General features: G+C 61.2%; 18 protein-coding genes. 11 read left to right on the forward strand and 7 right to left on the reverse strand.

Annotated elements, in window-relative coordinates; all coding sequences use genetic code 11:
- The first annotated feature begins 69 nt into the window (after positions 1-69).
- Both BCS36_RS08245 and BCS36_RS08250 read left to right on the forward strand, forming a co-directional pair.
- On the forward strand, positions 70-771 hold the full coding sequence (locus BCS36_RS08245; RefSeq protein ID WP_291302427.1) for an RsmG family class I SAM-dependent methyltransferase: 702 nt from the start codon (positions 70-72) through the stop codon (positions 769-771).
- A gap of 1 nt (position 772) precedes the next feature.
- Entirely contained in the window at positions 773-3,262 is a 2,490-nt protein-coding gene (locus BCS36_RS08250; protein ID WP_291302428.1) for an STT3 domain-containing protein, read from the forward strand.
- Between the two features lie 184 nt (positions 3,263-3,446).
- Here BCS36_RS08250 and BCS36_RS08255 read toward each other — a convergent pair whose 3' ends face one another.
- Positions 3,447-3,920 carry a 23S rRNA (pseudouridine(1915)-N(3))-methyltransferase RlmH gene (locus BCS36_RS08255; protein WP_291302429.1) on the reverse strand — a complete coding sequence of 158 codons (474 nt, stop codon included), beginning with the start codon at positions 3,918-3,920 and terminating at the stop codon, positions 3,447-3,449.
- Between BCS36_RS08255 and BCS36_RS08260 the strand changes: the two genes are divergently transcribed.
- The gene (locus tag BCS36_RS08260; protein ID WP_291302430.1) at positions 3,919-4,581 is read left to right on the forward strand and encodes an L-threonylcarbamoyladenylate synthase; all 663 of its coding nucleotides are present in this window, start codon (positions 3,919-3,921) and stop codon (positions 4,579-4,581) included. The genes BCS36_RS08255 and BCS36_RS08260 overlap by 2 nt on opposite strands.
- 265 nt (positions 4,582-4,846) lie before the next feature.
- Here the strand turns inward: BCS36_RS08260 and BCS36_RS08265 are convergent, their stop codons facing one another.
- Positions 4,847-5,494 (reverse strand): class I SAM-dependent methyltransferase, encoded by a 648-nt coding sequence (locus BCS36_RS08265; RefSeq protein ID WP_291302431.1) that lies wholly within the window; start codon positions 5,492-5,494, stop codon positions 4,847-4,849.
- A gap of 157 nt (positions 5,495-5,651) precedes the next feature.
- The gene (locus tag BCS36_RS08270; RefSeq protein ID WP_291302432.1) at positions 5,652-6,191 is read right to left on the reverse strand and encodes a MarR family winged helix-turn-helix transcriptional regulator; all 540 of its coding nucleotides are present in this window, start codon (positions 6,189-6,191) and stop codon (positions 5,652-5,654) included.
- 139 nt (positions 6,192-6,330) lie between these two features.
- Here BCS36_RS08270 and BCS36_RS08275 point away from each other — a divergent pair, with 139 nt between their 5' ends.
- The 6 genes from BCS36_RS08275 (at position 6,331) to BCS36_RS08300 (ending at position 13,213) form a co-directional block, all read left to right on the forward strand.
- The gene (locus tag BCS36_RS08275; protein WP_367209321.1) at positions 6,331-6,960 is read left to right on the forward strand and encodes an NUDIX domain-containing protein; all 630 of its coding nucleotides are present in this window, start codon (positions 6,331-6,333) and stop codon (positions 6,958-6,960) included.
- Positions 6,960-8,834, forward strand: a complete 1,875-nt coding sequence (locus BCS36_RS08280; protein WP_291302433.1) for a UbiD family decarboxylase — start codon at positions 6,960-6,962, stop codon at positions 8,832-8,834. Before BCS36_RS08275 ends, BCS36_RS08280 begins: the two co-directional genes overlap by 1 nt.
- A gap of 18 nt (positions 8,835-8,852) precedes the next feature.
- Positions 8,853-10,547, forward strand: coding sequence for an NAD+ synthase (locus BCS36_RS08285; RefSeq protein WP_291302434.1), 1,695 nt, complete (start codon positions 8,853-8,855; stop codon positions 10,545-10,547).
- 325 nt (positions 10,548-10,872) lie between these two features.
- Positions 10,873-11,856 (forward strand): class II fructose-bisphosphatase, encoded by a 984-nt coding sequence (gene glpX, locus BCS36_RS08290; RefSeq protein WP_291302435.1) that lies wholly within the window; start codon positions 10,873-10,875, stop codon positions 11,854-11,856.
- 84 nt (positions 11,857-11,940) lie between these two features.
- A complete protein-coding gene (locus BCS36_RS08295; RefSeq protein WP_291302436.1) occupies positions 11,941-12,450 on the forward strand; it encodes a serine/threonine protein phosphatase in 510 nt (169 codons plus the stop codon).
- 208 nt (positions 12,451-12,658) lie between these two features.
- Positions 12,659-13,213 carry a V4R domain-containing protein gene (locus BCS36_RS08300; RefSeq protein WP_291302437.1) on the forward strand — a complete coding sequence of 185 codons (555 nt, stop codon included), beginning with the start codon at positions 12,659-12,661 and terminating at the stop codon, positions 13,211-13,213.
- 986 nt (positions 13,214-14,199) lie between these two features.
- On the opposite strand, the gene BCS36_RS08305 is transcribed toward BCS36_RS08300, so the two are convergent.
- Together BCS36_RS08305 and BCS36_RS08310 are read right to left on the reverse strand one after the other, a co-directional pair.
- Positions 14,200-15,270, reverse strand: coding sequence for a sulfite exporter TauE/SafE family protein (locus BCS36_RS08305; RefSeq protein WP_291302438.1), 1,071 nt, complete (start codon positions 15,268-15,270; stop codon positions 14,200-14,202).
- A 134-nt stretch (positions 15,271-15,404) separates the two neighbouring features.
- Positions 15,405-15,818, reverse strand: a complete 414-nt coding sequence (locus BCS36_RS08310; protein ID WP_291302439.1) for a hypothetical protein — start codon at positions 15,816-15,818, stop codon at positions 15,405-15,407.
- 260 nt (positions 15,819-16,078) lie between these two features.
- Here BCS36_RS08310 and BCS36_RS08315 point away from each other — a divergent pair, with 260 nt between their 5' ends.
- The gene (locus BCS36_RS08315; protein ID WP_291302440.1) at positions 16,079-17,551 is read left to right on the forward strand and encodes an ATP-binding protein; all 1,473 of its coding nucleotides are present in this window, start codon (positions 16,079-16,081) and stop codon (positions 17,549-17,551) included.
- A complete protein-coding gene (locus tag BCS36_RS08320) occupies positions 17,548-19,146 on the forward strand; it encodes a sigma-54 dependent transcriptional regulator (protein ID WP_291302441.1) in 1,599 nt (532 codons plus the stop codon). Before BCS36_RS08315 ends, BCS36_RS08320 begins: the two co-directional genes overlap by 4 nt.
- A gap of 12 nt (positions 19,147-19,158) precedes the next feature.
- On the opposite strand, the gene BCS36_RS08325 is transcribed toward BCS36_RS08320, so the two are convergent.
- Positions 19,159-19,587 carry a hypothetical protein gene (locus BCS36_RS08325; protein WP_291302442.1) on the reverse strand — a complete coding sequence of 143 codons (429 nt, stop codon included), beginning with the start codon at positions 19,585-19,587 and terminating at the stop codon, positions 19,159-19,161.
- 102 nt (positions 19,588-19,689) lie between these two features.
- On the reverse strand, positions 19,690-20,253 hold the full coding sequence (locus BCS36_RS08330) for a tetratricopeptide repeat protein (protein ID WP_291302443.1): 564 nt from the start codon (positions 20,251-20,253) through the stop codon (positions 19,690-19,692).
- Positions 20,254-20,819: the final 566 nt, after the last annotated feature.

A 20,819-nucleotide genomic window follows, 5' to 3' on the forward strand; every position in this document is an offset into this window, starting at 1 on the left:
GGCTATGAGTATGCACCGGCATGATCGTGAAATGCCGGACGGCAAACAGTACAGGAGCAGCGCAAGACCATGCAGCGACAAGCGGTAGACAGGAAGGAACTGGCCCGGCTGGCGGCGGCCACAGGCGCGGACGTGGCGCAGGAGGCCCTGGAGCCCCTGGGCGTATACCTTGAGATGCTCTGTCAGTGGAACAAGGCCATGAATCTTGTGGGCCCGCATTCCTGGCAGGATATGCTCACCCGTCTTGTGGCGGACAGTTTTCATCTTGCGTCCTTTCTGGAAAGTCTGCCCGTGCCCGCCGCTCCGCTGACGTGGGATCTTGGCGCTGGCGCGGGGCTGCCGGGCATACCCCTGCGCATGTTGTGGACCAGGGGCGCGTATTATATGGTTGAAGTGCGGGAAAAACGGGCGCTTTTTCTCTCCAGCGTGCTTTCGCATACCCAGTTGCCCAACACGCATGTTTTTCGCGGTCCGGTAGAGCATTTTTTTCACGGCCAGTATTATCAGGCGGATTGCATCGTAAGCAGGGCCTTCATGCCCTGGCGGCAACTTCTGGATCTGGCTTTGCCCAGGTTGCAGCGTGAAGGACACCTTGTGATCCTGGCGCTGGAACCCGCGCCGGAAGTTCTGCCAGCCCCCTGGCGTCTGGCCGGGCAGCGCAGTTACGAGGTGGCGGGCAGCGGGCGCTGGTTCTGGGCGCTCACCCCCGATATGCCGGAAAGCGACCGTAAAACATTCAGCGCCGGTCAGCATAATGAAGACGGAGCATAGCATGCCCCAGCAGAGCCCTGCCCCTGAACACAGTCATTCGGCGGAACTTTCGCCAGAAAGCGCGGCGCACGGCCTTTCCGCCAGCGCCGGGCATATGCCGGAGTCCCCTGAAAATCCGCGCGCCGCTGACGGGATCCTGGGCAACGCCAACGGGCCTGCGGGGCGAGAAGCGCGCATAAATCCGCACGCTGTGACGCATCCTTGGGCGCTGCCGCGCGCCGCGCATCTTGGTTTTCCGCCAGGGCCGGATGTGGCCGGGTACTGGCTGCGGGGATTTTTCTGGGGTGTTGTGACGCTTGTAATGGCTTTTGGCCTGCGCATGCTGGAATGGCCCTGCTGGCAAAACCCCGAATACCGTTTGGGGAGTCAGTGGCTTTTGGCCACGCACGACGCTTACCACTGGGTGGCCGGAGCCGAGGGCATTGGTCTTGCTGTGGGGCACCCCATGGCGGAAATGCTGCGTTTGATGGCCGATGCCCTGGGCACGTATCCCGCCGCAGTGGCCTTCTGGTTCCCGGCGGTGCTGGCAAGTTTTGTGGCGCTTATTGTCTATGCCTGGGTATGGGCTTTGGGCAGTATGGAGGCGGGCGTAGCAGCCGGGCTGCTCACATCGCTTGCGCCGGGCTTTCTGGCCCGAACCCTGCTTGGGTATTATGACACCGACCTTGTGACCCTGTTTTTTCCGCTGCTCATGACGCTGGCCCCGGCAAGCTGGGCCATGCGCTATATGTTGCTGCCGCAGATGGTTTTGCGCCGTCTGGCCATAGGATCAGGCATTATGACGGCCCGGCGGCTGTTCAGCCGGGGCCTGCCCGAAGACGGGCTGGTCGAGCGGCTGCGCCATGCCGAACACCTTGGCAATCCTCTGCGCTGGCAGTGGGTTGTGCTGCTTGGCTGTTCGGGCGTCATTTCGTGGTGGACGCAGGAATGGCACTCGGTTTTTCCCTATCTTATCCGCTACAACGTGCTTCTGCTGGCCTTCATGAGCCTTATCATGGCTCCGCGAGGGCGGCGGGCGCTGCTGCTGCTGGGCAGCCTCGCGTATGCCCTGCCGACCCTGGCTGGCCCGGTGGGCCTGGGATTCAGCCTGCTGCTTCTGCTGGCGGGCACAAAGCCCGGCCTCAAGGCGCGGCGCATGCTCTGCCGCCCGTGGGTTCTGGTCTTGTTGTGGGTGGGCGTGGCGGCCCTGCTGGTGCGCGGTGAAATTTTGGCCACGCTCATGAACCACGTCAACGCCTACCTGAAGCACGCCGGCGACGTCAAAAGCACGGGCGAAGGGGCGGTGCTCGTGTATCCCTCGGTGAACCAGTCCATCATCGAGGTGCAGGACCTGAGCTTCGCGGCCCTGTTCCCCTATTTCCACCCCTGGATGGAAGCGGCCATCCTTGGCCTTCTGGGCTTTTTTGTGGTGATAGTGCGTCGGCCTGGAGCGCTTTTTCTGCTGCCCCTGGCGGCTCTTGGGATTCTGAGCACCAAGCTTGGCGGGCGCATGGTCATGTTCGGCGCGCCTGTGGTCGCCCTGGGGCTGGCCCTGCCCCTGTACTGGATCTGGCAGCGCCTCCTGCGTACCAACCTGCGCGGATCCGTGGCCGGGCTGCTGACCTCCGCAGTGCTGGTGGCCCTGATGGTTGTTCCTTTTGTGGAGATGATCCCCGCCATGTCGCAGGGGCCCATGATCAACCGCCGCCACGCCGAAGCCCTGACGCGGGTGCGCACGATGACGCCCCCGGACTCCATGCTCTGGCTGTGGTGGGACTGGGGCTACGCCGCCCATTATTTTTCACGCCGAGCCACCATTGCCGACGGAGCGCAGCACGCCGGGCCGTCGCTGTATCTGCCCGCCGCCGTTTTCGCCACCGACAACGCCCGTTTTGCCCGCCAGCTTATCCGGTACACGGCCTTGCGCGGCAATGAAGCAGGCAATGTTTTTGAAGGGCTGGACGGAAACTCGGCCCAGGCCCTCATGGACAAGCTGCGCTCTGACGAAACGCCGCTCATTGAGGCCAAGGGCAAGCTCTATCTGGTGGTGAGTTTTGAAATGCTGCGGCTCGGCTTCTGGATAAGCAATTTCGGCAACTGGAATTTTGTCACGCGCTCTGGCGAGGGCGGGGCGCTGTCCATTGTGCCGCAGGAGCTTGCCTACAGGCTGGATACGGGCGAGGTGCGCCTTGAGGGCAGCACCAGCGCCATCTACGCCTCATCCATCAACGTGTTTGAGGAAACCGGCGTCACGCGGCACAACTATATTCAGGAGTGGTTTGACGCGCACCCCAATGCCACGCCGCAACAGCAGCAGGAATTTTTGTCCAAGCGGCGCAACATCAACTTTTTCTTCAACCGCGTGACAGACGAAAAGCTGGCCATGGACGAAGGGCTGTACAATTCGCTCATGGTGCAGTTGCTTATGGGCGAACCGCAGAACCCGCGTTTTTCGCCCTATTTCAAGCTGGTGTACGACAACGTGTTCGCCAGAATTTACGAAGTGCTGTAAGAACGCACGCTGCTTGCCGAGGCCAGGGCAGAGGCAGGCCAAGTTGCGGCAGGGGCAGGGACTGCGGCTGTGGCGTAATGCCTCGCCACGATGCCTTGTCCCGCACGCGCCCGATGGGCCGCGCCGCGCAGACGTTGAAATTCTGCACGGTCACGGTGGATTGTGTTGAGCTGCCGCCGGGGCGTCAGTGGTGGTAGGGAACCTTGCGCAAAATGCATTCCGCGCGGTAAATCTGCTCCAGCAGCACCACTCGGGCCAGTTCGTGCGGCAGGGTCATGTCCGACAGGCGGATCATTTTACTGGCTTTCTGACGCACGCAATCGTCCAGCCCCCAGGCGCCGCCGATAATAAAGCAGGCCCGACCGCGCGCGTCCTGATCCATCTGCTGCAACAGAGCGGCCATCTGGGGCGAGGTAAGCCCTTGGCCGCGTTCGTCCAGCACGAGAACCACGTCCTGAGGCGTCAGGGCCTCAATGATGCGCCTTCCCTCAAGGGCATTGCGTTGATCAGAGGGCAGGGCGGCGTCGCCGTCGCGCACTTCGGTATATTCCAGGGGCCGCCAGCGGTTGATGCGCGTGAGGTAGTGGGCTGCGGCGTCTTTCCAGAAAGGTGTTTTTAACTTGCCCACGCTGATGCATCGTAAGGGTTTGCCTGCCATGTCTCTCCAATCATTCTGTCAGGATCTGCAAGAGGCCGTTGCCTGCCTGCGCGGCGGCCATGCGCTGATTTTTCCTACCGAAACCTTTTATGGTCTGGGCTGTCTGGCCACAGACAGCGCGGCCGTAGACAGAGTCTACCAGTTGAAGCGGCGTCCCGTCCATAAGCCCTTGCCGTTGCTGGCGGCCAGCGTGGAGCAGGTGCGGGCCGTGGCCAGCCTTGAGGCCATGCCTGAAGCCCTTGCCGCCTTCTGGCCGGGGCCGCTCACGGTGCTGCTGCCCGCAAGGCCCGCATTGCCTGCGCCCCTTGTGAATGAACGCGGTCAGGTGGCGGTACGCGTGACGCCGCATCCTGTGGCGGCGGCTCTGGCTCTGGGCGCGGGCGGCCCGCTGACGGCCAGCAGCGCCAACCTCAACGGGCGGCAGCCCGTGTGCCGGGTGGAGCAACTGGACCCCGAACTTCTGGCCGTGCTGGAACACGCAGGGCAGATGCCCTGCGTGGTGGCCCTTGGCCCGCCTCCGCAGGGAGGGGAGCCTTCGACCCTTGTGGAGCCCTTGGCGGACGAAGAAAACGCCGGGCCGCGCTCGCGGCGGCTGCGCATGGTGCGCGCCGGGGCAGTGAGCGCTCAAGCCCTGGAGGCGGCGGGCTTTATGGTTGTCTAAGGTCACGCTGAAATATTTTTTGGGCATGCTTTGTGGGGGAGGGACCCTTTTGAAAAAGGGTCTCCTCCCCCACGCCCCCACCCCCTAAAACTTTTATTATGGGGTATGGGCAACACTTTTCGCCACTCGGGCGCGCAACGCGTTGTTAATATGGGTGTTGCCCGCAGCGGGGTTTCTGTCTGGGGCGTTGCGCTCGACCAGTTCCGTCAGCACAGACAGTATGTTTACCGGGCATCGTGCAAGCGGGCTGTCTGGCGCATACGGGTTACGCAGGCTTCACGAAAACCTGCCGCCGCACTATGGCGTTGATGTACTGGTCTTCTGTCTGAATCAGTCCCAGCTTTGCGCAGATGTCCGCATAGCTGTTTTCGCGGTTGTCACGGAATTTCTCGGTCAGGGCCATGAACGGGCGCAGCACAAGGCCCCACCCGCGCAGACGCGGCTTTGCCATATCCACCAGCAAAAATTTGCCGCCGGGTTTCAGCATGCGGGCAATATTGCTCACGGCGGCGCGGCGCACTTCCGGGGTGGCCTCGTGCAGGGCCATTGAGGTCATGACAAGGTCCAGCGCCGCATCGGGAAAAAGAGCCTCATCCATAGACGCCGTGCTGAAATGCAAGGCTCCGCCCTGACCGCCAGGGCGGTTGCTGGCATAGGTCGTCTGGTCTTCGGAAAGATCCACCCCGTGTATGGTGCAGCGCGGCGACGATCTGTGCGCCAACGCAAAACTCAGGGCCCCCGTGCCGCACCCCATGTCCAGAGCCTTCATGCCTTCTTCAAGGCGCAGTTCGCCAACGGCGCGCTTGTAAAAATCATCGTTCAGCCCGAATATTCTGGCCATGCGTTCGTAGTGTTTGCCCGCGCGCATCCCCGTAAAAGCCTCGCCTTTTTCCACCATGTTGTGGCTGTTCATATTTTTTCCCATCACTGGTTAGGGTGAAGCCGTTCAGGCCAGGGCGCGCCTTGCGTCAATGGTGCAGCGCGTGCCGTTTGCGATGCTGGCAGTAGGGCATGCGTCGCTATTTTGTATGGCAGCCATACAAAAAATCCCAAAAAAAGGGCCGCCGCGATCAGGCCTTGCTGAAGGCGGCGAGCCGCATCAGAATGTCATTGAGCAGGCGGGTAAAGCTGTTCAACATCTCGGGGCTATGCTCCGCCGCCGCTTCAAGCACCAGGTTGTCGAGCTTCTGGTGAAAACAGATGTGGTTTTGGTGGGCAAGCAGGCCTTTATCAGTAAGATAGATGTTCAGCCTGGTCATTTTCAGGGGATCTTTTTCCTTGCGCACCAACCCCTTGCGCTCAAGTTTACGCAGCATTTCAGACACGCTGCCCTTGGTTATCCCAAGTTTTTGGGCCAGCCCGTTCACATGAATGCCCTCGGCATTGTGAATGGTCATGATCATCTGTATTTCCGCCAGATGAATTTCCACATCAGTGCCAAAATTGCGGCATTGACGTTCCAGCATATAAAACTGGTTTACCAGCGAGAGCAGCGCGAAGCAGATGTGATTATTGCGCAGGCGCTGGATGTCCGGGTCGTCGTGGTCGTCAAGAATTGACTGCTGAATGCGCAGTTCAACGGCGCTTTTTTTGCTGTCTTTATCGTACATGTAAGGTATGTATGGCAGCCATACTTTTTTGTCAAGATCTGGCGTCGCCTGCCTCTGGACGCTTGCGGCCCGTCCCTTGCTGGCTTAGTATGCCTGTGCCTGCGGCTTTTGCCGATGGGCAAAGAATACTGAGGCTCAAATGAAAAAAGACGTCGTCTGCCCCCACTGCGGCAAACCCTATTCCTGCTTTCGCAATCCCGCGCCCACGGCGGATGTGATCATTTACGAGCCGGGCAGGGGGGTGGTGATCATCCGGCGCAGGCATGCGCCCATTGGCTTTGCCCTGCCGGGCGGATTCATAGATGAGGGCGAGCAGGCTGAAGAGGCCGCCGTTCGTGAAATGCGCGAAGAGACAGGGCTTGACGTGGAACTGACGGGATTGCTGGGCGTGTATTCACGGCCCAAGCGCGACCCGCGCCAGCACACGCTTACCGTGGTTTTTACGGGCAAAGCGCGCAATCCTGACGCCATCTGCGCCGGGGACGACGCGGCCCAGGCCGCCTTTTATCCGCTGGACGTCCTGCCGCAGCCCCTGGTTTTTGACCATGCGGAAATTCTGGAGCATTTCAGGCAGGCACTGGCCGGGCAGCGACAGGTGGCGGCCGTGCAGCCCCTGGCCTGTCATCATCTGTCAGACGTGAACGCCGATACGGAAAAAAGCGCGGCGTCTGCTGCATCTACTGGCGCATCCACCGGCGTATCCGCAGCCGTATCCGCCGCGCCTGCTACACCCGCCACACCCGCAGGGCATGAAAGGGAGAAGTTTTGATGGGCTACCGCAACATGCAGGAATGCCTCGCCGATCTGGAGAGCCATGGGCATCTCAAGCGTATAGACGCCGAGGTGGACCCGTATCTGGAACTGGCGGCCATCCAGCGGCGGGCCTTCAGGGCCAAGGCTCCGGCCCTGCTGTTCACGCGGGTCAAGGGCACGTCCTTTCCCATGCTGTGCAATCTTTTTGGCACGCGCGAGCGCCTGCACTATATTTTCAGGGACAGCCTGCCTGCCGTGCGGGCCGTGCTGGCCGCCAAGGCCGACCCTGCGACGGCTCTTAAAAAACCCTGGCGCGCGCTGCCCGCTGTGCCGGGACTCTGGCACATGCTCCCACGGCTGCGGCGCGGCAAGGGCGGAAGCGAGGGCGGCAATGTGCCCGTGCTGGAACACCGGTGCGCGCCCGCCGACCTGCCGCAACTGACCTGCTGGCCTATGGACGGCGGCGCATTCATCACCCTTCCCCTTGTCTACAGCGAAGACCCGGCCAAACCGGGGGCCGACGCATCCAACCTTGGCATGTACCGGGTGCAGCAGAGCGGCAATGAGTACGCGCCGGACGAAATGGGCCTGCACTACCAGATACACCGTGGCATAGGCGTGCATCACGCTCACGCCATCGCGAAAGGACGTCCGCTGCCGGTGCATGTGTATGTGGGCGGGCCGCCAAGCCTCACCGTGGCGGCGGTGATGCCCCTGCCCGAGGGTCTCAGCGAACTGCGCTTCGCCGGTTTGCTTGGCGGACGCCGTATGGACATGGCCCGGGTTGACGGCCTGCCCTTGCCCGTGCTGGCTGAAGCGGATTTTTGCATCAGCGGGCACATCATGCCCAACGCCAAGCCCGAAGGCCCCTTTGGCGACCATGTGGGGTATTACAGCCTTACCCACGATTTTCCCGTGCTCAAGGTGGATGCGGCGTATTACCGCAAGGGGGCGGTGTGGCCTTTTACCGCCGTGGGGCGACCGCCACAGGAAGACACTGTTTTCGGCGAGTTCATCCACGAGCTAACCGGGCCGCTGGTGCCGCAGGTTTTTCAGGGGGTGCGCGAGGTTCACGCCGTGGACGCGGCAGGGGTGCATCCCCTGTTGCTGGCCCTGGGCAGTGAGCGTTATACTCCCTACGAAGCCACGCGCAGACCGCGTGAGCTTTTGACCATGGCCCTGCATCTGCTGGGGACCACGCAGACGGCCCTGGCCAAATATGTTCTTGTGGCCGCCCACGAGGATGCCCCCGGCCTCAGCGCGGGCCATGCGCCGCAGTTTTTGCGTCATATTCTGGAACGCACGGACTTTGCGCGCGATCTGCATTTTATAACGCACAGCACCAATGACACCCTGGACTACACGGGGCTTGGCCTCAATGAGGGGTCAAAACTCATATGGGCTGCCGCCGGTGAAAAAAGGCGTGAGCTCGGACTGGAACTGACCGGCCAGACGGCCGATCTGCCATCCCTGCCCGAAGGTTTTGGCGACGCGCGCGTGGCTGGCCCCGGTCTGCTTGTGTTGCGCGGCCCACGGCACTCCCTGGGCAGAAACGAACCTGATCCGGCAATGGAAAATCTCGCGGACGCGCTGGCCCACTGGCCCGGACGCGAAGCCTTCCCCCTGGTGGTGGTTGCGGACGATGCGGCGTTCTGCTCCAAAGATATGGACAATTTTCTCTGGGTGGCCTTTACCCGGTCTGACCCGGCCACGGACGTGTACGGGGCCCGCGCGCAAACGCGGGCAAAGCACTGGTCGTGTGAAGCGCCACTGGTTATGGACGCCCGCTTGAAGCCCTTCCACGCTCCCCCCCTGGAAGAGGACCCGGCCACCACCCGCAGGGTGGATGCCCTGGCCGCACCAGGCGGGCCTTTACACGGATATCTTTAACATGGGGGAGGCAGCGGCATGAAAATAGCCCTTTTGCAGTGCAACAGCGTCACTGGCGATGTTGCCGGAAATATGGAACGCATACTTGATGACGTGCGGCAGGCCGCCGCAACCGGCGCAGAGTTGTGCGTGACGCCTGAACTGGCCTTGTGCGGAGTGGCTCCTGGGCACTATCTTTGTGCGGATGATTTCGCGGCGGGGTGCCGCAAGGCGCTCGACCACATGGCTGAAACGCTCAAGGACGGCCCGGCTCTGCTGGTGGGCACGCCCGTGCCCAGCGTGTACACTTCGGGCCTGCTTTCCAATGCTGCGGTGCTGGTTCATAAGGGCGCCTGGCAGGTGGCCTCGCGCAAGGTCTACCAGAGCGGGCAGGGCGGCGCTCAGGGATCGGGGCCGGATGGCGAGGACAGCCGCTATTTTGACAGGGGCATTTCATGCGGCATTCTGACCCTGGGCGGCTGGCGCATGGGCGTTGTGCTGTGCGAAGACGCCCAACGCGAAGAAGACGCCTTTTGGAAAACCCGCTACGCCAGCGGGCACAATCCGCTTATGGAACTGGTGCAGCGCGGCGTCGACGCTCTCATCCACATGGCGGCGGCTCCGTATACTGAAGGAGCGCAGGCCGCGGGCGAGCATATGCTTTCGCACGTGGCCGCCCGGCACCATGTGCACCTTCTTTCGGTCAACCTTGTGGGCGGCAACGACAGCCGCGTGTACAACGGGCAAAGCCTGGTTTTTGATCCTACGGGCCAGCTGCTGGCGCGGGGAAAAGCTTTTGACGAAGACGTGCTTCTGGTGGATACCGCCCGCAATACCGCAGGCGGCGCGTCGTCGGGCGGCAAGGCTCCGGAGCCGCTGTGCGCCAGTGTTGAAGAAGACTGCTGGCGGGCGCTTACCTTGGGCACACGCGACTTTGTGCGCAAATGCGGCGCTGAAAAGGCCATTGTCGGACTGTCGGGCGGTATGGATTCATCCCTTGTGTGCTGCGTGGCCGTCGAGGCCCTGGGGGCGGAAAACGTCACCGGCGTGCTCATGCCCTCGCCCTACAGCAGCGACGGCTCGGTCAGTGATGCCCTCAGTCTTGCCAGCAACCTTGGCATCACCACGGTTACGCTGCCCATTGAACCTGTCATGAACGCCTTTGCCCAGACGCTGGCTCCAGGACTGGATCTTTTTGAAGCCCGCCCGGGCGACACCACCTTTGAAAACCTTCAGGCGCGCATCCGTGGAACCCTGCTGTCCTCTCTGGCCAACCGCGCCGGGGCTCTTGTGCTCAATACGGGCAACAAAAGCGAGGCCGCCATGGGATACAGCACCCTGTACGGCGACACCGTGGGGGCCCTGGCCGTCATCGGCGATCTGACCAAGACGCGCACCTATGCTGTGGCGCGCTGGTATAATGAGCACAAGGGAGAGCAGATCATTCCCCAGCAGGTCTTTGACAAGGCCCCCTCGGCGGAATTGCGCCCCGGCCAGAAAGACGCGGACAGTCTGCCGCCCTACGAAGAGCTTGATCCCGTGCTTGAAGACCTGCTGCTGCCCACAACCCCGCCTGTGACCGGGCATTCTTCGCCCCTGCGTCTTGAGGTGCGGCAGAAGCTTTTTGCGGCCGAATTCAAGCGCAGGCAGGAGCCATTGGCGCTCTTCGTCAGCCGCATGCCCTTTGGCGAAGGCTGGCAGGCCCCCGTGGCCGGGCGTTACCGGCTGCCCTGATATCAGCCGGGGCTGGACGCAGAAATTTTAATGCCATAGTGCTGTGAGAGGACGGTTTTTTACCGTGCTTTTGCTGTGGGAAGTTTTGTGTGAGGGCCGGGGGCCTGCGCGTCGCGTCAGGCCGGACCGGCTGTGGGCATGCGTCCCGGCCCTGTCGGTGTGCCTGTCCGATATTTACCGTGGTAGTGTTGCGGCTGCGGGCGCGTGAAAGGCCGGAGATGGGCGGCCCGCCTCAAGCCTGGCGGGCAGGGGTTTTTTCTTGAAGACGGCGGCGCGCTGGGGTAAGAGCAGTGTGTTGCATAACGCAGAACGAGTGGAGGAAGGTATGGTGGAAGCACCGGAAAAAAATCTGGCCCTGGATATTGTGCGTATTACCGAAGCGGCGGCCCTGGCGTCAGCCCGCTGGCTCGGACGCGGCGACAAGGAGGCCGGAGACGGCGCTGCCGTTGACGCCATGCGCATCAGCTTTGCCACTCTTCATATTGACGGCCTGGTGATCATTGGCGAGGGCGAAAAAGACAACGCCCCCATGCTGTTCAATGGCGAAAAAGTGGGCATGGGCGTTGGCCCCTGCCTTGATGTGGCCGTGGACCCGGTTGAAGGCACAAGCCTTCTGGCCTATGGCCGCCCCAATGCCATCTCGGTGGTGGGCGTTGCCCCCCAGGGCAGCATGTTCAACCCCGGGCCGAGCTATTACATGCAAAAACTCGTGGTATCCCGCGAAGCGCGCGACGTGGTCGATCTGGACGCGCCCGTCAAGGTGAACCTGTCCAACGTGGCCAAAGCCCTGGGCAAGAGCGTGCAGGACCTGGTGGTCTTTGTGCTGGACAAACCCCGGCATGAAAAGCTCATCAGTGAAATCCGCCAGGCAGGCGCGCGTATCCAGCTCCACACGGACGGCGACGTGGCTGGCGGCCTTATGGCTGTGGACCCGCGTTCTGAAGTGGACATCATGATGGGCACGGGCGGCACCCCTGAGGGCGTGCTGGCCGCTTGCGCCATCAAGGGTATGGGCGGGCAGATACTGGCCCGGCTTGATCCGCAGTCCTATGTGGAAAAAGAAGCCATCAACGAGGCAGGCATTGACGTGCGCGAAGTGCTCACTGTCAACGATCTTGTGCGCAGCGATGACTGCTTTTTCGCCGCCACCGGCATCTCCGGCGGTGATTTTTTGCGCGGCGTGCGCTACAGTTCCAAATACGCCGTGACGCATTCCCTTGTTTTGCGTGGTAAAACGGGAACGTTGCGGTATGTGGAGTCGTATCATAATATGGATCGACTCTCGAAATTCAGCGCGGTTCGGTATTGAATGAATACTTTGTTGTCGGGCTTACGGGCGCAGTCGCGCCCTATGGCGTCAGTGAATACGAATTTTTCTGCACGTGCGGCCTCTATGGCTGCACGTGCGCTTCTGGCCGGAGCGGCCATCCTCTGCCTGACCCTGACGTCCGGTTTGCCGGGCGGATTTATCTCCGGTCAGGCGATGGCTGCCACCAGCCACGCGAAAAAACCGGCTCCAACGCCTTCCACTGTATACGAAAAGCAGCCGCCCGTTACGGACAAGGAGCTGCTGAACTTCCTTGAAATGCTGCCGCAGTTCCGTGCCTGGGCCAAGGCCAATAATGAAGAGGCCCACCCCACGCTGAGCAACGGCAAGGCGGACTTCATGTACTCGCCGCAGGCAGCCGCCTGGGTGCAGCAACACGGATGGGACCCGGTACGCTTTTTTTGCGTCATGGGGCGCATGGCCGCCGCTCTGGCCATTGTTGAAGAAGGCAACGACATGACCGGCGTCCGTTCCAAAGACATGCCTGAAGTGACGGAAGGCGAACTGGCTTTGGCCCGGCGTCACCTTGGCACCATGCTGAAGGTCAGCACCGATGTGCCGCCCATAAGCCGGTAGGCGCTGGCATGCCCGGCGCGCGACGCTTTTGGCGTAGGGCGCAAACGCGGAAAAAAGTTCGGACTCGCAACATGAAAACCAGTCCGCAGGCTTCTCGCCTGCGGGGCATTGTGGGCGGTCTGGGGCTGATCGCGCCAGTTTCCGGAGGCTGCTTGAGCGTTATTGCCACGCAACGCATGCAGCACAAAATCTGCAAAGGTGGTTTTGCATGTCGACCCGGCAGTATGCGTTCAGTTGGGATTTTGTCGGCAATATTCATGATGGTCGGCCAAATCTCGGCAACAGCGCGCGCATTGAGGTATACCGGCTGTTTCAGTATACCCTGCGTGATGTCATTGAATTGCGCTATGGCACGGTCGAATCTGAAGAAGTCATGCGCGAGAGCGGAAAGCTGGCCGGGCGGAAATTCTGCGAAAGGTTCGTCGGCCGCCGTGAGCGGTTTGAAGACTTTGTGGCAGCGGCGCAAAAAGCCATGCTGGACTTTGGTATTGGCATTATGCGGCTTGAAAACGCCAACTATGAAACCTTGCATTTTACTCTGACCGTGGCTGAAGATCTGGATTGCTCCGGCCTGCCGGACAAAGAGCATACGGTCTGCCACTATGATGAGGGCTTTCTGGCAGGGATGCTTCTGGCCCAGACCGGCAAAGAGTTTTACGTGCGTGAAGTCGATTGCTGGTGCACCGGCGACAGGACATGCCGCTTTGAGGTTAAGCCTCAGTCACTGGTGGCCCCCGGCGTCGCAGCCCCCTCCAAGGCCTGAAGCAACACCCCGCAGCAAATATATCATTCAGCGGCTACGTCCCTTCGGCACACGTCAGCCTGAGCCGTACTGCGCGCCCGTTTTCACGGCTGCCGCCAGTGCCTGTGCCCGGCATGCGCAGAGGGTGGGATTAGAACTCCCGGTATGTCGTAAGCGCCCGCGCTGACGGCTGCCAGTGCCCACGGCTGCAAAGGTCTGCGACCACCCGGGCATGTGACCACCTGGGCACGGACCACCCGGACATGTGACCGTAAGGCCATGCGACCGTCCGACCAGGCCCGACACCTAGGGGCTCTGGGGGCTCAAATTCGCGGCCCTTGGGATTTCCCCCATCGTGCCAGCAACGCTCCCGGGTTTGTGCCCCCCCAAAGGCCAGACTTGGGCAATCAGCAACCATCAGGGCTGCATCTCTAGAGATGCAGCCCTTTTCGCATTTTCAGGCCTGAAAATCAGGGCAAAACCGGCGTGGGCCAGCCAGCGCGCCAGCGGAATCGGTCAACGGGATATGTCAACGGGATCGCCCAAAGGGAAGAGATTACCTGGGGTGTTCAAGTGGGCGGCCAGCCGAAGCGGACAAAGGGGATCGGTTAACGGGAAGCGGCAACGTGAAGAGATCAGTTGAAGCAGTCAGTCGAAGAGGTCAATGGGGTGCGGCTCGCCGCGAGAGATCAACGGGTAGCCCCATCATGGGGAAGGATATGGGGTCGCGGTCAAGACCGGAAGAATTCGCCCTCACGGGCTGCCTGATTAGCGCACGTAGCTTTTTCCTAAGGGTACATGCAGTAACGCGGCACGAGAGTTGCTCGCATCGAAACGTGGCGTGGATTCTAACGAAACTGGTATTTGGGGGCAGGCGCGCAAATTGAGGTGTAAAGCATTTCACTATTGTTCTGAACTAAATGGGGGGGGCAGACGCGATGCCCCCCCCTTTGGCCGTGAGGCGTGAGGAGAAGTGGTTGTGAGTCTTTAATTCAGGTGGCGTTCCTTCAGGCGGCGTTGCCCAGCGCAGCCTCCCTGCGGTTGCGCTGTTGCCCGCGCCACATGCCGCCAAGGATCATGCCCGCGCCAACGAGCAGCCCGGCGCACATGGTTATAAAACTGACGACCTTGAGTACGTAGAGCAGCCCAGGCCCCATATGGATAAGCCCCAGCGCGCTGAGATACCCCGGCAGGGCCACAATGCGGCTTGCCGCAACAATGAGCATGATGGCGGCCATGACGTACTTGATCATGATGGGTTTGACGTAGGTGGTGCCGATGGCTCCAAGCTGCACGCCAAACAGGGAGCCAGCCAGAATGATGAAGACAAGGCGGATGTCTATCATGCCGTGCATGGCCCAGTTGACCGAACCGCACAGGCCCATGACAAAGGCCGTGACCAGTTCCGTGCCGGACGCGATGAGCCCCGGCACGCCGATGACATAGATAAGCCCCGGCACGCCCACAAAGCCGCCCACGGCGATGGTGGCGGCCAGCATGCCCGTGGCTATGCCCACCGGCAGGGTGAACCACAGCGAAATGCGCAAACCGGACTTGGGAAAGGAAATCATGGGCGGCAGGTTGATGGCCTGCAGCTTTCTGGCCAGGGGCGTCGTGCCTTCGTCATCATCCTTGCCGCACTGGCTGGAGCGCAGGGCGTCTTTAAGAATGTAGCTGCCCACCACAACCAGCACAACCACAAAGGAAACGCTGACGTAAAGGTCAGACCCGGCCTGCCCCCAGTTTTCCAGAATGAAACGCTGGATGCGGATGCCGATCTGCACGCCAATGCCCGCAGTGGCGGCAATCACCATGCCGAGCTTGATGTCCACCTGGCCGAAGCGGTAGCGCTTGATGGCCCCCACCATAGCCTTGGGGAACTTGTGGCACATGTTGCTGGCTACAGCCACAGCGCCGGGCACGCCCAGGCCCATCATGCCCGGCGTGAGAATAAAGGCCCCGCCGGAGCCGATAAATCCGCTCACAAGCCCGCCCACAAATCCTACGGCCAGCAGAAAGGCCACGGAAACGGGCGTGAGCGTTATGAACTGCGATGGGTCAAGACTGAGCAGATCCATGATTACCTCCAACTTGCAAGCTGCCTGCCGCAACTGCTCGACGTAGTCTGTTTATACGGGCTGAGCGGCTTGCTGCGTGCTGGCTGATGCGCATGGGCCCGGCGGCGCGGCCCGGCCATGCAATACATATGTGTTTAGCCGTGCGCCACCGCTGTCGTATCCAGCCTGGGGGCGGATTGGGTAGTGGGGCGGGCCGCAGGTTTGGCGGCGGCTTTTGTGTTCTGTTTCTGCATGCCGGTAATGCCGCACAACTCCCAGAGGGCGCCGGCAAAATGGCCGTGCACGTAGGAGAGCAGCAGCACCGAGGCAATGGGCAGGGCAGTCCACAGCCCGCCCTTTGCGCACAGGGCGGCAAAGACGTCGGCATTGGCAAACGCCAGCACATAGATGAAGATGCTGCCAACGCCATAGAGCAGCGTCTGCTTCAGCGCCGGGCTTTGCCGCTTGCCGCTGATGCTCCACAAATCGTCTGTCCAGCCGGGTTGCCCGGCATCAGCGTATGCCACAGCGGTAAACCAGTTTTCCATCGTTTTTTGTAGGGTGTTCATGTCGGCCTCCTGCATAGGCAATTACAACTATTGTGCCAAAAATCTCAATTTTTAATATGCTGTATTTACAGTATTTTTTGTGAAGGGTGGTCGCAAGGCGCCGCGCCTGCCGCAGTTGCATAATGAAATGGCAGGACGTGTGACGGCCGCAAATTATTGCAGCGCAAGGCTTGCAAGCTTTGTTTTATTTTTATACGCTGTCTCAAAATGAAACGGCGTCGGGCGCATGTCTGTTAGCATGTGCCTGCGGGGGTGAGAGCATGCTTCCCCATTTTTCTGTCTGGCATACCATTCGCGGCAAGATCGCTCTGGGCACGAGCCTGTTTTTGGCCATGCTGCTGCTTTTGGGCGGCATTGCCTGGTACGATCTGGAACGCATCGACAGGGCGACCCGCCTGATCGACATGGTGGACGACCTGCGCAGCGATGTGCTTGAGATGCGCAGGTACGAAAAGAATCTGCAGCTTTTTCCCGGCAGAAAGGGCGATCTTATTGCCCTGCGCAGCTTTGTGGATCTGGCGCGGGAGCGGGCCACGTCCGTGGGGCAGGATTATAACGCCGCCATGGGTCGCCGGGTAGGCGACGGCGCGCACCACAATCTTGACCTGCTGCTTGAAGGCATTGGCGTCTACGAAGCCCTGCTGGGCGATGTGCCCACTGACGGCACGGCGCTTACCGATCAGGGGCAGCGCCTGAGCGAGCTGGCGGATTCTGCGGTACGGCGCATGCGCCAGGGCATTTTTACCGCCGTGGGCGACCTGCGCGCCCAGCTGCTGGGGGCCATTGCGGCCCTGCTGGCCTGCGGCGTGGCCTTTGCATGGCAGATAGGCAGGCACATCATGCGTGCGCTTGGGGCCATAGAAAGCGCCGCGCGCAGTGTTGGGGCCGGGCAGCCCCTGCCGCCGCCGCCACCCCAGCTTGAGGAAGAAGCGCGCCACGTGCTCCAGACGCTCGACGGCATGGCGGTTGAACTGGAAAAGCGGCACGCTCTGCTGTTGCAGGAAAAAAAGCTGGCTTCGCTGGGCGTGCTGACTTCGGGCGTTGCCCACCAGTTGAACAATCCCCTCAACAATATTTCTGTGGGCTGCCAGTTGCTCGGCGAGGACGTCAACGACGCCAGGCAGGGGCTGCGCCCCATGCCCACGGCGGAAGACGTGACCGCGCAGTTGAACGAAATTCAGGCCGAAGTTGTCCGCGCTCGCGACATTGTACGCGGCCTGCTGGACTTTGCGCGCGACCGGCCCTTTACCGTTGCCCAGCATGATCTGGCTGGCGTGGTGCGCAGGGCGGTGGCCCTGGTGCGGCACGACATGGGCGCGGCGGTGCGCATTACGGTGGACGTGCCTGATGGTCTGCAACTGCCAATGGATGCCCAGCGCATTCAGGAAGTGCTCATCAACCTGCTGCTCAATGCCGCGCAGGCCATGAACGGCAGCGGCGAGGTGCGCATATCCGCCCGTGTGGACGAGCCAACGGGCATGGCGGAGTTGCGCGTGCACGATACGGGCAAGGGCATAGCGCCGGAGCACCTGGGCCGGGTGTTTGACCCCTTTTTCAGCCTCAAGCCTGTGGGCGAGGGAACGGGCCTTGGCCTGTCCATAGCCTTTGGCATTGTGGGCAAGCACAAGGGAACATTGGAGGCGCAGAGCGAGCCGGGGCAGGGTGCGTGCTTTACCATGCGGCTGCCCCTTGCGGCCCGGCGTGACGCAAACGTTTCAGGAGCAGAGTCATGACTACGGAACGGTTCCGGCTAGCGGAACAATCCTCCACACAGGCAACGCCAGACGAACCTAGGCGCAGCAGCCACGGGCGCGACGCCGCGCAGCGTGCCGGCGGCGGTGGACGTCTGTTGATTATTGATGATGAACGCATGGCCCGCGCAAACCTCGCGCGCGCGCTGGAGCGCGGCGGGCACGAATCGGCTCAGGCGGGCAGCGGCGAAGAAGGGCTGAAACTGCTGGCCGAGCAGGATATTGATGTGGTCATCACCGATATCGCCATGGCTGGCATGAACGGCATGGAGGTGCTCAAGGCGGTGCGCTCCAGCAAGCCGGATGTGGAAGTTATCATGGTCACGGGCTACCCAATGATTGAAAGCGCTGTGGAAGCCATGCGGCTCGGGGCGTTTCATTATCTGGCAAAGCCGTATTCGCTTGAAGAAGCGCGCATACTGGTGGCGCGAGCGCTGGAAAAGCGCCGCCTGCGGCAGCAGGTCGTGCAAATGCGCGCCCAGCTTGAGGCCAGCGGCACCGTGCCCGAGATGGTGGGCGCATCGCCAGCCATGTGCGGACTGCGGCAGGCGCTCATGCGTCTGGCCCCCACCGATGTGGCCGTGCTGCTTCAGGGCGAAACGGGCACTGGCAAGGAACTGGCGGCCCGCACCATGCACGCCCAGAGCCAGCGGGCGCGACGACGTTTTCTGGCGATCAACTGCGGCGCGCTGTCGCCAGAGCTGCTTGAAAGCGAACTTTTCGGGCATGAACAAGGGGCGTTTTCCGGCGCTGTGCGGCGCAAGGAAGGGCTCTTTGAGGCCGCCAGCGGCGGCACGCTCTTTCTGGACGAAATTGGCGAAATGCCCGCAGGCATGCAGGTCAAACTGCTGCGCGTGCTTCAGGAACAGACCCTGCGCCGCGTGGGCGGCACGGTGGACATACCCGTGGACGTACGCATCATCGCCGCCACCAACCGCAACCTCAAGGAAGAGGTGGAGGCAGGGCGCTTTCGCCGTGACCTGTACTACCGCGTGGCGGTGGTGACGCAGGAACTGCCGTCCCTGCGCAGCAGGGTTGAGGACATCCCCATGCTGGCGCGGTTCTTTCTTGCGCGACTGGCTGAGCAGGGCGGGGCTGCGCCGCTGGATATCGACGATTCCGCCCTTGATGCGCTGCGGCAGTATCCCTTCCCCGGCAACGTGCGCGAACTTGCCAATATTCTGGAGCGGGCGGCGGTGTTCTGCCCGCCGGGCGGCAGCATAGGGCTGTCGCACTTGCCGCCGGAAGTCTCCGAGGCGGGCCTGCGTCCTACTATGCCTGCTTCTGCCGCGCCATCCGCCACGAGTACGCGCCAGGCAAATGTCGCACCTGCCATTTCCGCCGCGCCCGTGATGGCTGAGACGCAGGCGTCGCCCGCGCCCCCTGTATCCTCTGCGCCTCCTGCGCCTCAGCACGAGCAAAAGCAGGATGGCCCGCTGGTTCCACTGGCAGAGATGGAAAAGCAGCACATTCTCCGCGCTCTTGAACTGGCTGGCGACAACCGCACCCTGGCTGCCGACATGCTAGGCATCAGCCGTTCCTCCCTGTGGCGCAAGCTCAGGGAATACGGCGTGTAGCCCTGGCTGACATCAGGCTTTGCTGCAGCGACACCGGAAATTGCCGGGGGCCGCTTTGTCATATCGGGGCAAAGCGCAGATATGCGGCGAGATCAGATTGCCTTTGAAACACTTCATATTTTGATTTGCCATTCTGCCCCAAATGCGATCTTCGGCTGGATTCACGCCATGTTGCGGCGCGCTGCGCTGGCGTGCAGCGTCAGAGCATTTGACTTTTTTCAAAGGCAAGATGCGCTGGATCAGATTGCCGTGAAATGCCTCATATTTTTCAAAGATAAAAAGCTCTGTAATTTTTCCAGGCGAAGCGCCGCGTAAGGACGAAACCTTGGCGCTGGCACAAAATAAAAAATCCCTGAAAGGACATTCAGGGATTTTTCGCTGTAGCTCCGTTACCACGCCAGGAGGCCGTGCGGCCTTCAGCTGGTGAACAGCGCCGCCCATTCCCCATTAAAAAGATTTTCCGGCCCCGGCGCCTGCCAGGGGCCGGAAAATCATGTGGGGAGGGGAGTATGTTTTGGCAGCGGCCTGGCCCGGGGGCCATAGCTACGCGGCCATTGTGTCGAAAAGTTCTTTGGCGTTGTTGTTGGCGGGGTTAGCGCCAAGCACAGTTTCCAGATGCTGGCGGGCATCGTCGCTGCGGCCAAGGTAAATAAGGCATCCGGCCAGGGTCACGCGAACGGCTTCGGCTTCAACACCGGTGCGCAGGGTGTCTTCCAGATGGGGCAGCACGCTTTCAACGCGGTCCAGCTGATAGGCTTCACGCACAAGGCAGTTCAGGGCGATGATGTTTTCGGGGTTTTTGTTCATGGCGCGGGAGAAGTAGTCAAAAGCGCCTTCGTGCTGGCCCTGTTCCATAAGAACCAGGCCGATGCCGCACAGGGCCTTGTCGGTCTCTTCAACTGCGGCGGCCTTTTGGTAAAGAACCAGCGCCTTGTCAAGCTCGGAGCGCTGCACGGCCACAGTGGCCAGGCCCATGTACGGGGCTGCGCTCTGGGTGTTGCTGTTGGCGGCCTTGCGGTAATATTCTTCAGCCTTGTCAAAGTCGCCCATGAACAGGTAGCATTCGCCCAATTCTTTATTGATTTCGTAATCCAGTTGATTGCTCATTTTTTCCTCCCCAACTGAGGCTGGTTTGCTAAGACACAGAATGCGCCTTTGGCTTGCCCCCTGTTATGCACTGCGCGTGCCAATTATGAATTGTGCAAGCAAATCAGCATATTGTTTTTTTGATACAAGGGGGACTGTGGGGAGGCGGCAAAGGCCGCCGCGCAAAAAACGCCAAAAAGCCGCCACTGACGGGGCGGGCGGCAGATTTTGCCGCCAGATTTTGCCAGCAGATGCGTAAAAAGCCTTTTGCCACAGGGGCAAAAGGCTTCAGGCCATGCAAAGTCAGGCAAGGTCAGGTCAGGCAAGATGCCCTTTGAAATGGTGTGGCCTCTGTAAGGGCTGTCTCTCTTCTCGCTTCAGATAGAAAAACACTGGAAGCGTAGTACCCTGCCATGCCCTTTACGGCGTTTAACCACGCAGATACACGGCGTTGATGTTAACTCGACGGGCGACTGCACACAGCCTCCAGGGCTTTTCAATATTGAAAAGCCCTGGAGGCATAGTAAAATACGAAAAGAGTTTTAGGGGGTGGGGGCGTGGGGGAGGGACCCTTTTGCAAAAGGTTC

Origin of the sequence: Desulfovibrio sp. MES5 (assembly GCF_002237645.1) — a bacterium.
Taxonomy (GTDB): Bacteria; Desulfobacterota; Desulfovibrionia; order Desulfovibrionales; family Desulfovibrionaceae; genus Desulfovibrio.

Excerpts from the sequence above, each read along its gene's own strand:
- BCS36_RS08245 (WP_291302427.1), top strand. The coding sequence starts at position 70 with ATGCAGCGACAAGCGGTAGACAGGAAGGAACTGGCCCGGCTGGCGGCG.
- BCS36_RS08250 (WP_291302428.1), top strand. The coding sequence starts at position 773 with ATGCCCCAGCAGAGCCCTGCCCCTGAACACAGTCATTCGGCGGAACTT.
- BCS36_RS08260 (WP_291302430.1), top strand. The coding sequence starts at position 3,919 with ATGTCTCTCCAATCATTCTGTCAGGATCTGCAAGAGGCCGTTGCCTGC.
- BCS36_RS08255 (WP_291302429.1), bottom strand. The coding sequence starts at position 3,920 with ATGGCAGGCAAACCCTTACGATGCATCAGCGTGGGCAAGTTAAAAACA.
- BCS36_RS08265 (WP_291302431.1), bottom strand. The coding sequence starts at position 5,494 with ATGAACAGCCACAACATGGTGGAAAAAGGCGAGGCTTTTACGGGGATG.
- BCS36_RS08270 (WP_291302432.1), bottom strand. The coding sequence starts at position 6,191 with ATGTACGATAAAGACAGCAAAAAAAGCGCCGTTGAACTGCGCATTCAG.
- BCS36_RS08275 (WP_367209321.1), top strand. The coding sequence starts at position 6,331 with ATGAAAAAAGACGTCGTCTGCCCCCACTGCGGCAAACCCTATTCCTGC.
- BCS36_RS08280 (WP_291302433.1), top strand. The coding sequence starts at position 6,960 with ATGGGCTACCGCAACATGCAGGAATGCCTCGCCGATCTGGAGAGCCAT.
- BCS36_RS08285 (WP_291302434.1), top strand. The coding sequence starts at position 8,853 with ATGAAAATAGCCCTTTTGCAGTGCAACAGCGTCACTGGCGATGTTGCC.
- glpX (WP_291302435.1), top strand. The coding sequence starts at position 10,873 with ATGGTGGAAGCACCGGAAAAAAATCTGGCCCTGGATATTGTGCGTATT.
- BCS36_RS08295 (WP_291302436.1), top strand. The coding sequence starts at position 11,941 with ATGGCTGCACGTGCGCTTCTGGCCGGAGCGGCCATCCTCTGCCTGACC.
- BCS36_RS08300 (WP_291302437.1), top strand. The coding sequence starts at position 12,659 with ATGTCGACCCGGCAGTATGCGTTCAGTTGGGATTTTGTCGGCAATATT.
- BCS36_RS08305 (WP_291302438.1), bottom strand. The coding sequence starts at position 15,270 with ATGGATCTGCTCAGTCTTGACCCATCGCAGTTCATAACGCTCACGCCC.
- BCS36_RS08310 (WP_291302439.1), bottom strand. The coding sequence starts at position 15,818 with ATGAACACCCTACAAAAAACGATGGAAAACTGGTTTACCGCTGTGGCA.
- BCS36_RS08315 (WP_291302440.1), top strand. The coding sequence starts at position 16,079 with ATGCTTCCCCATTTTTCTGTCTGGCATACCATTCGCGGCAAGATCGCT.
- BCS36_RS08320 (WP_291302441.1), top strand. The coding sequence starts at position 17,548 with ATGACTACGGAACGGTTCCGGCTAGCGGAACAATCCTCCACACAGGCA.
- BCS36_RS08325 (WP_291302442.1), bottom strand. The coding sequence starts at position 19,587 with ATGGGCGGCGCTGTTCACCAGCTGAAGGCCGCACGGCCTCCTGGCGTG.
- BCS36_RS08330 (WP_291302443.1), bottom strand. The coding sequence starts at position 20,253 with ATGAGCAATCAACTGGATTACGAAATCAATAAAGAATTGGGCGAATGC.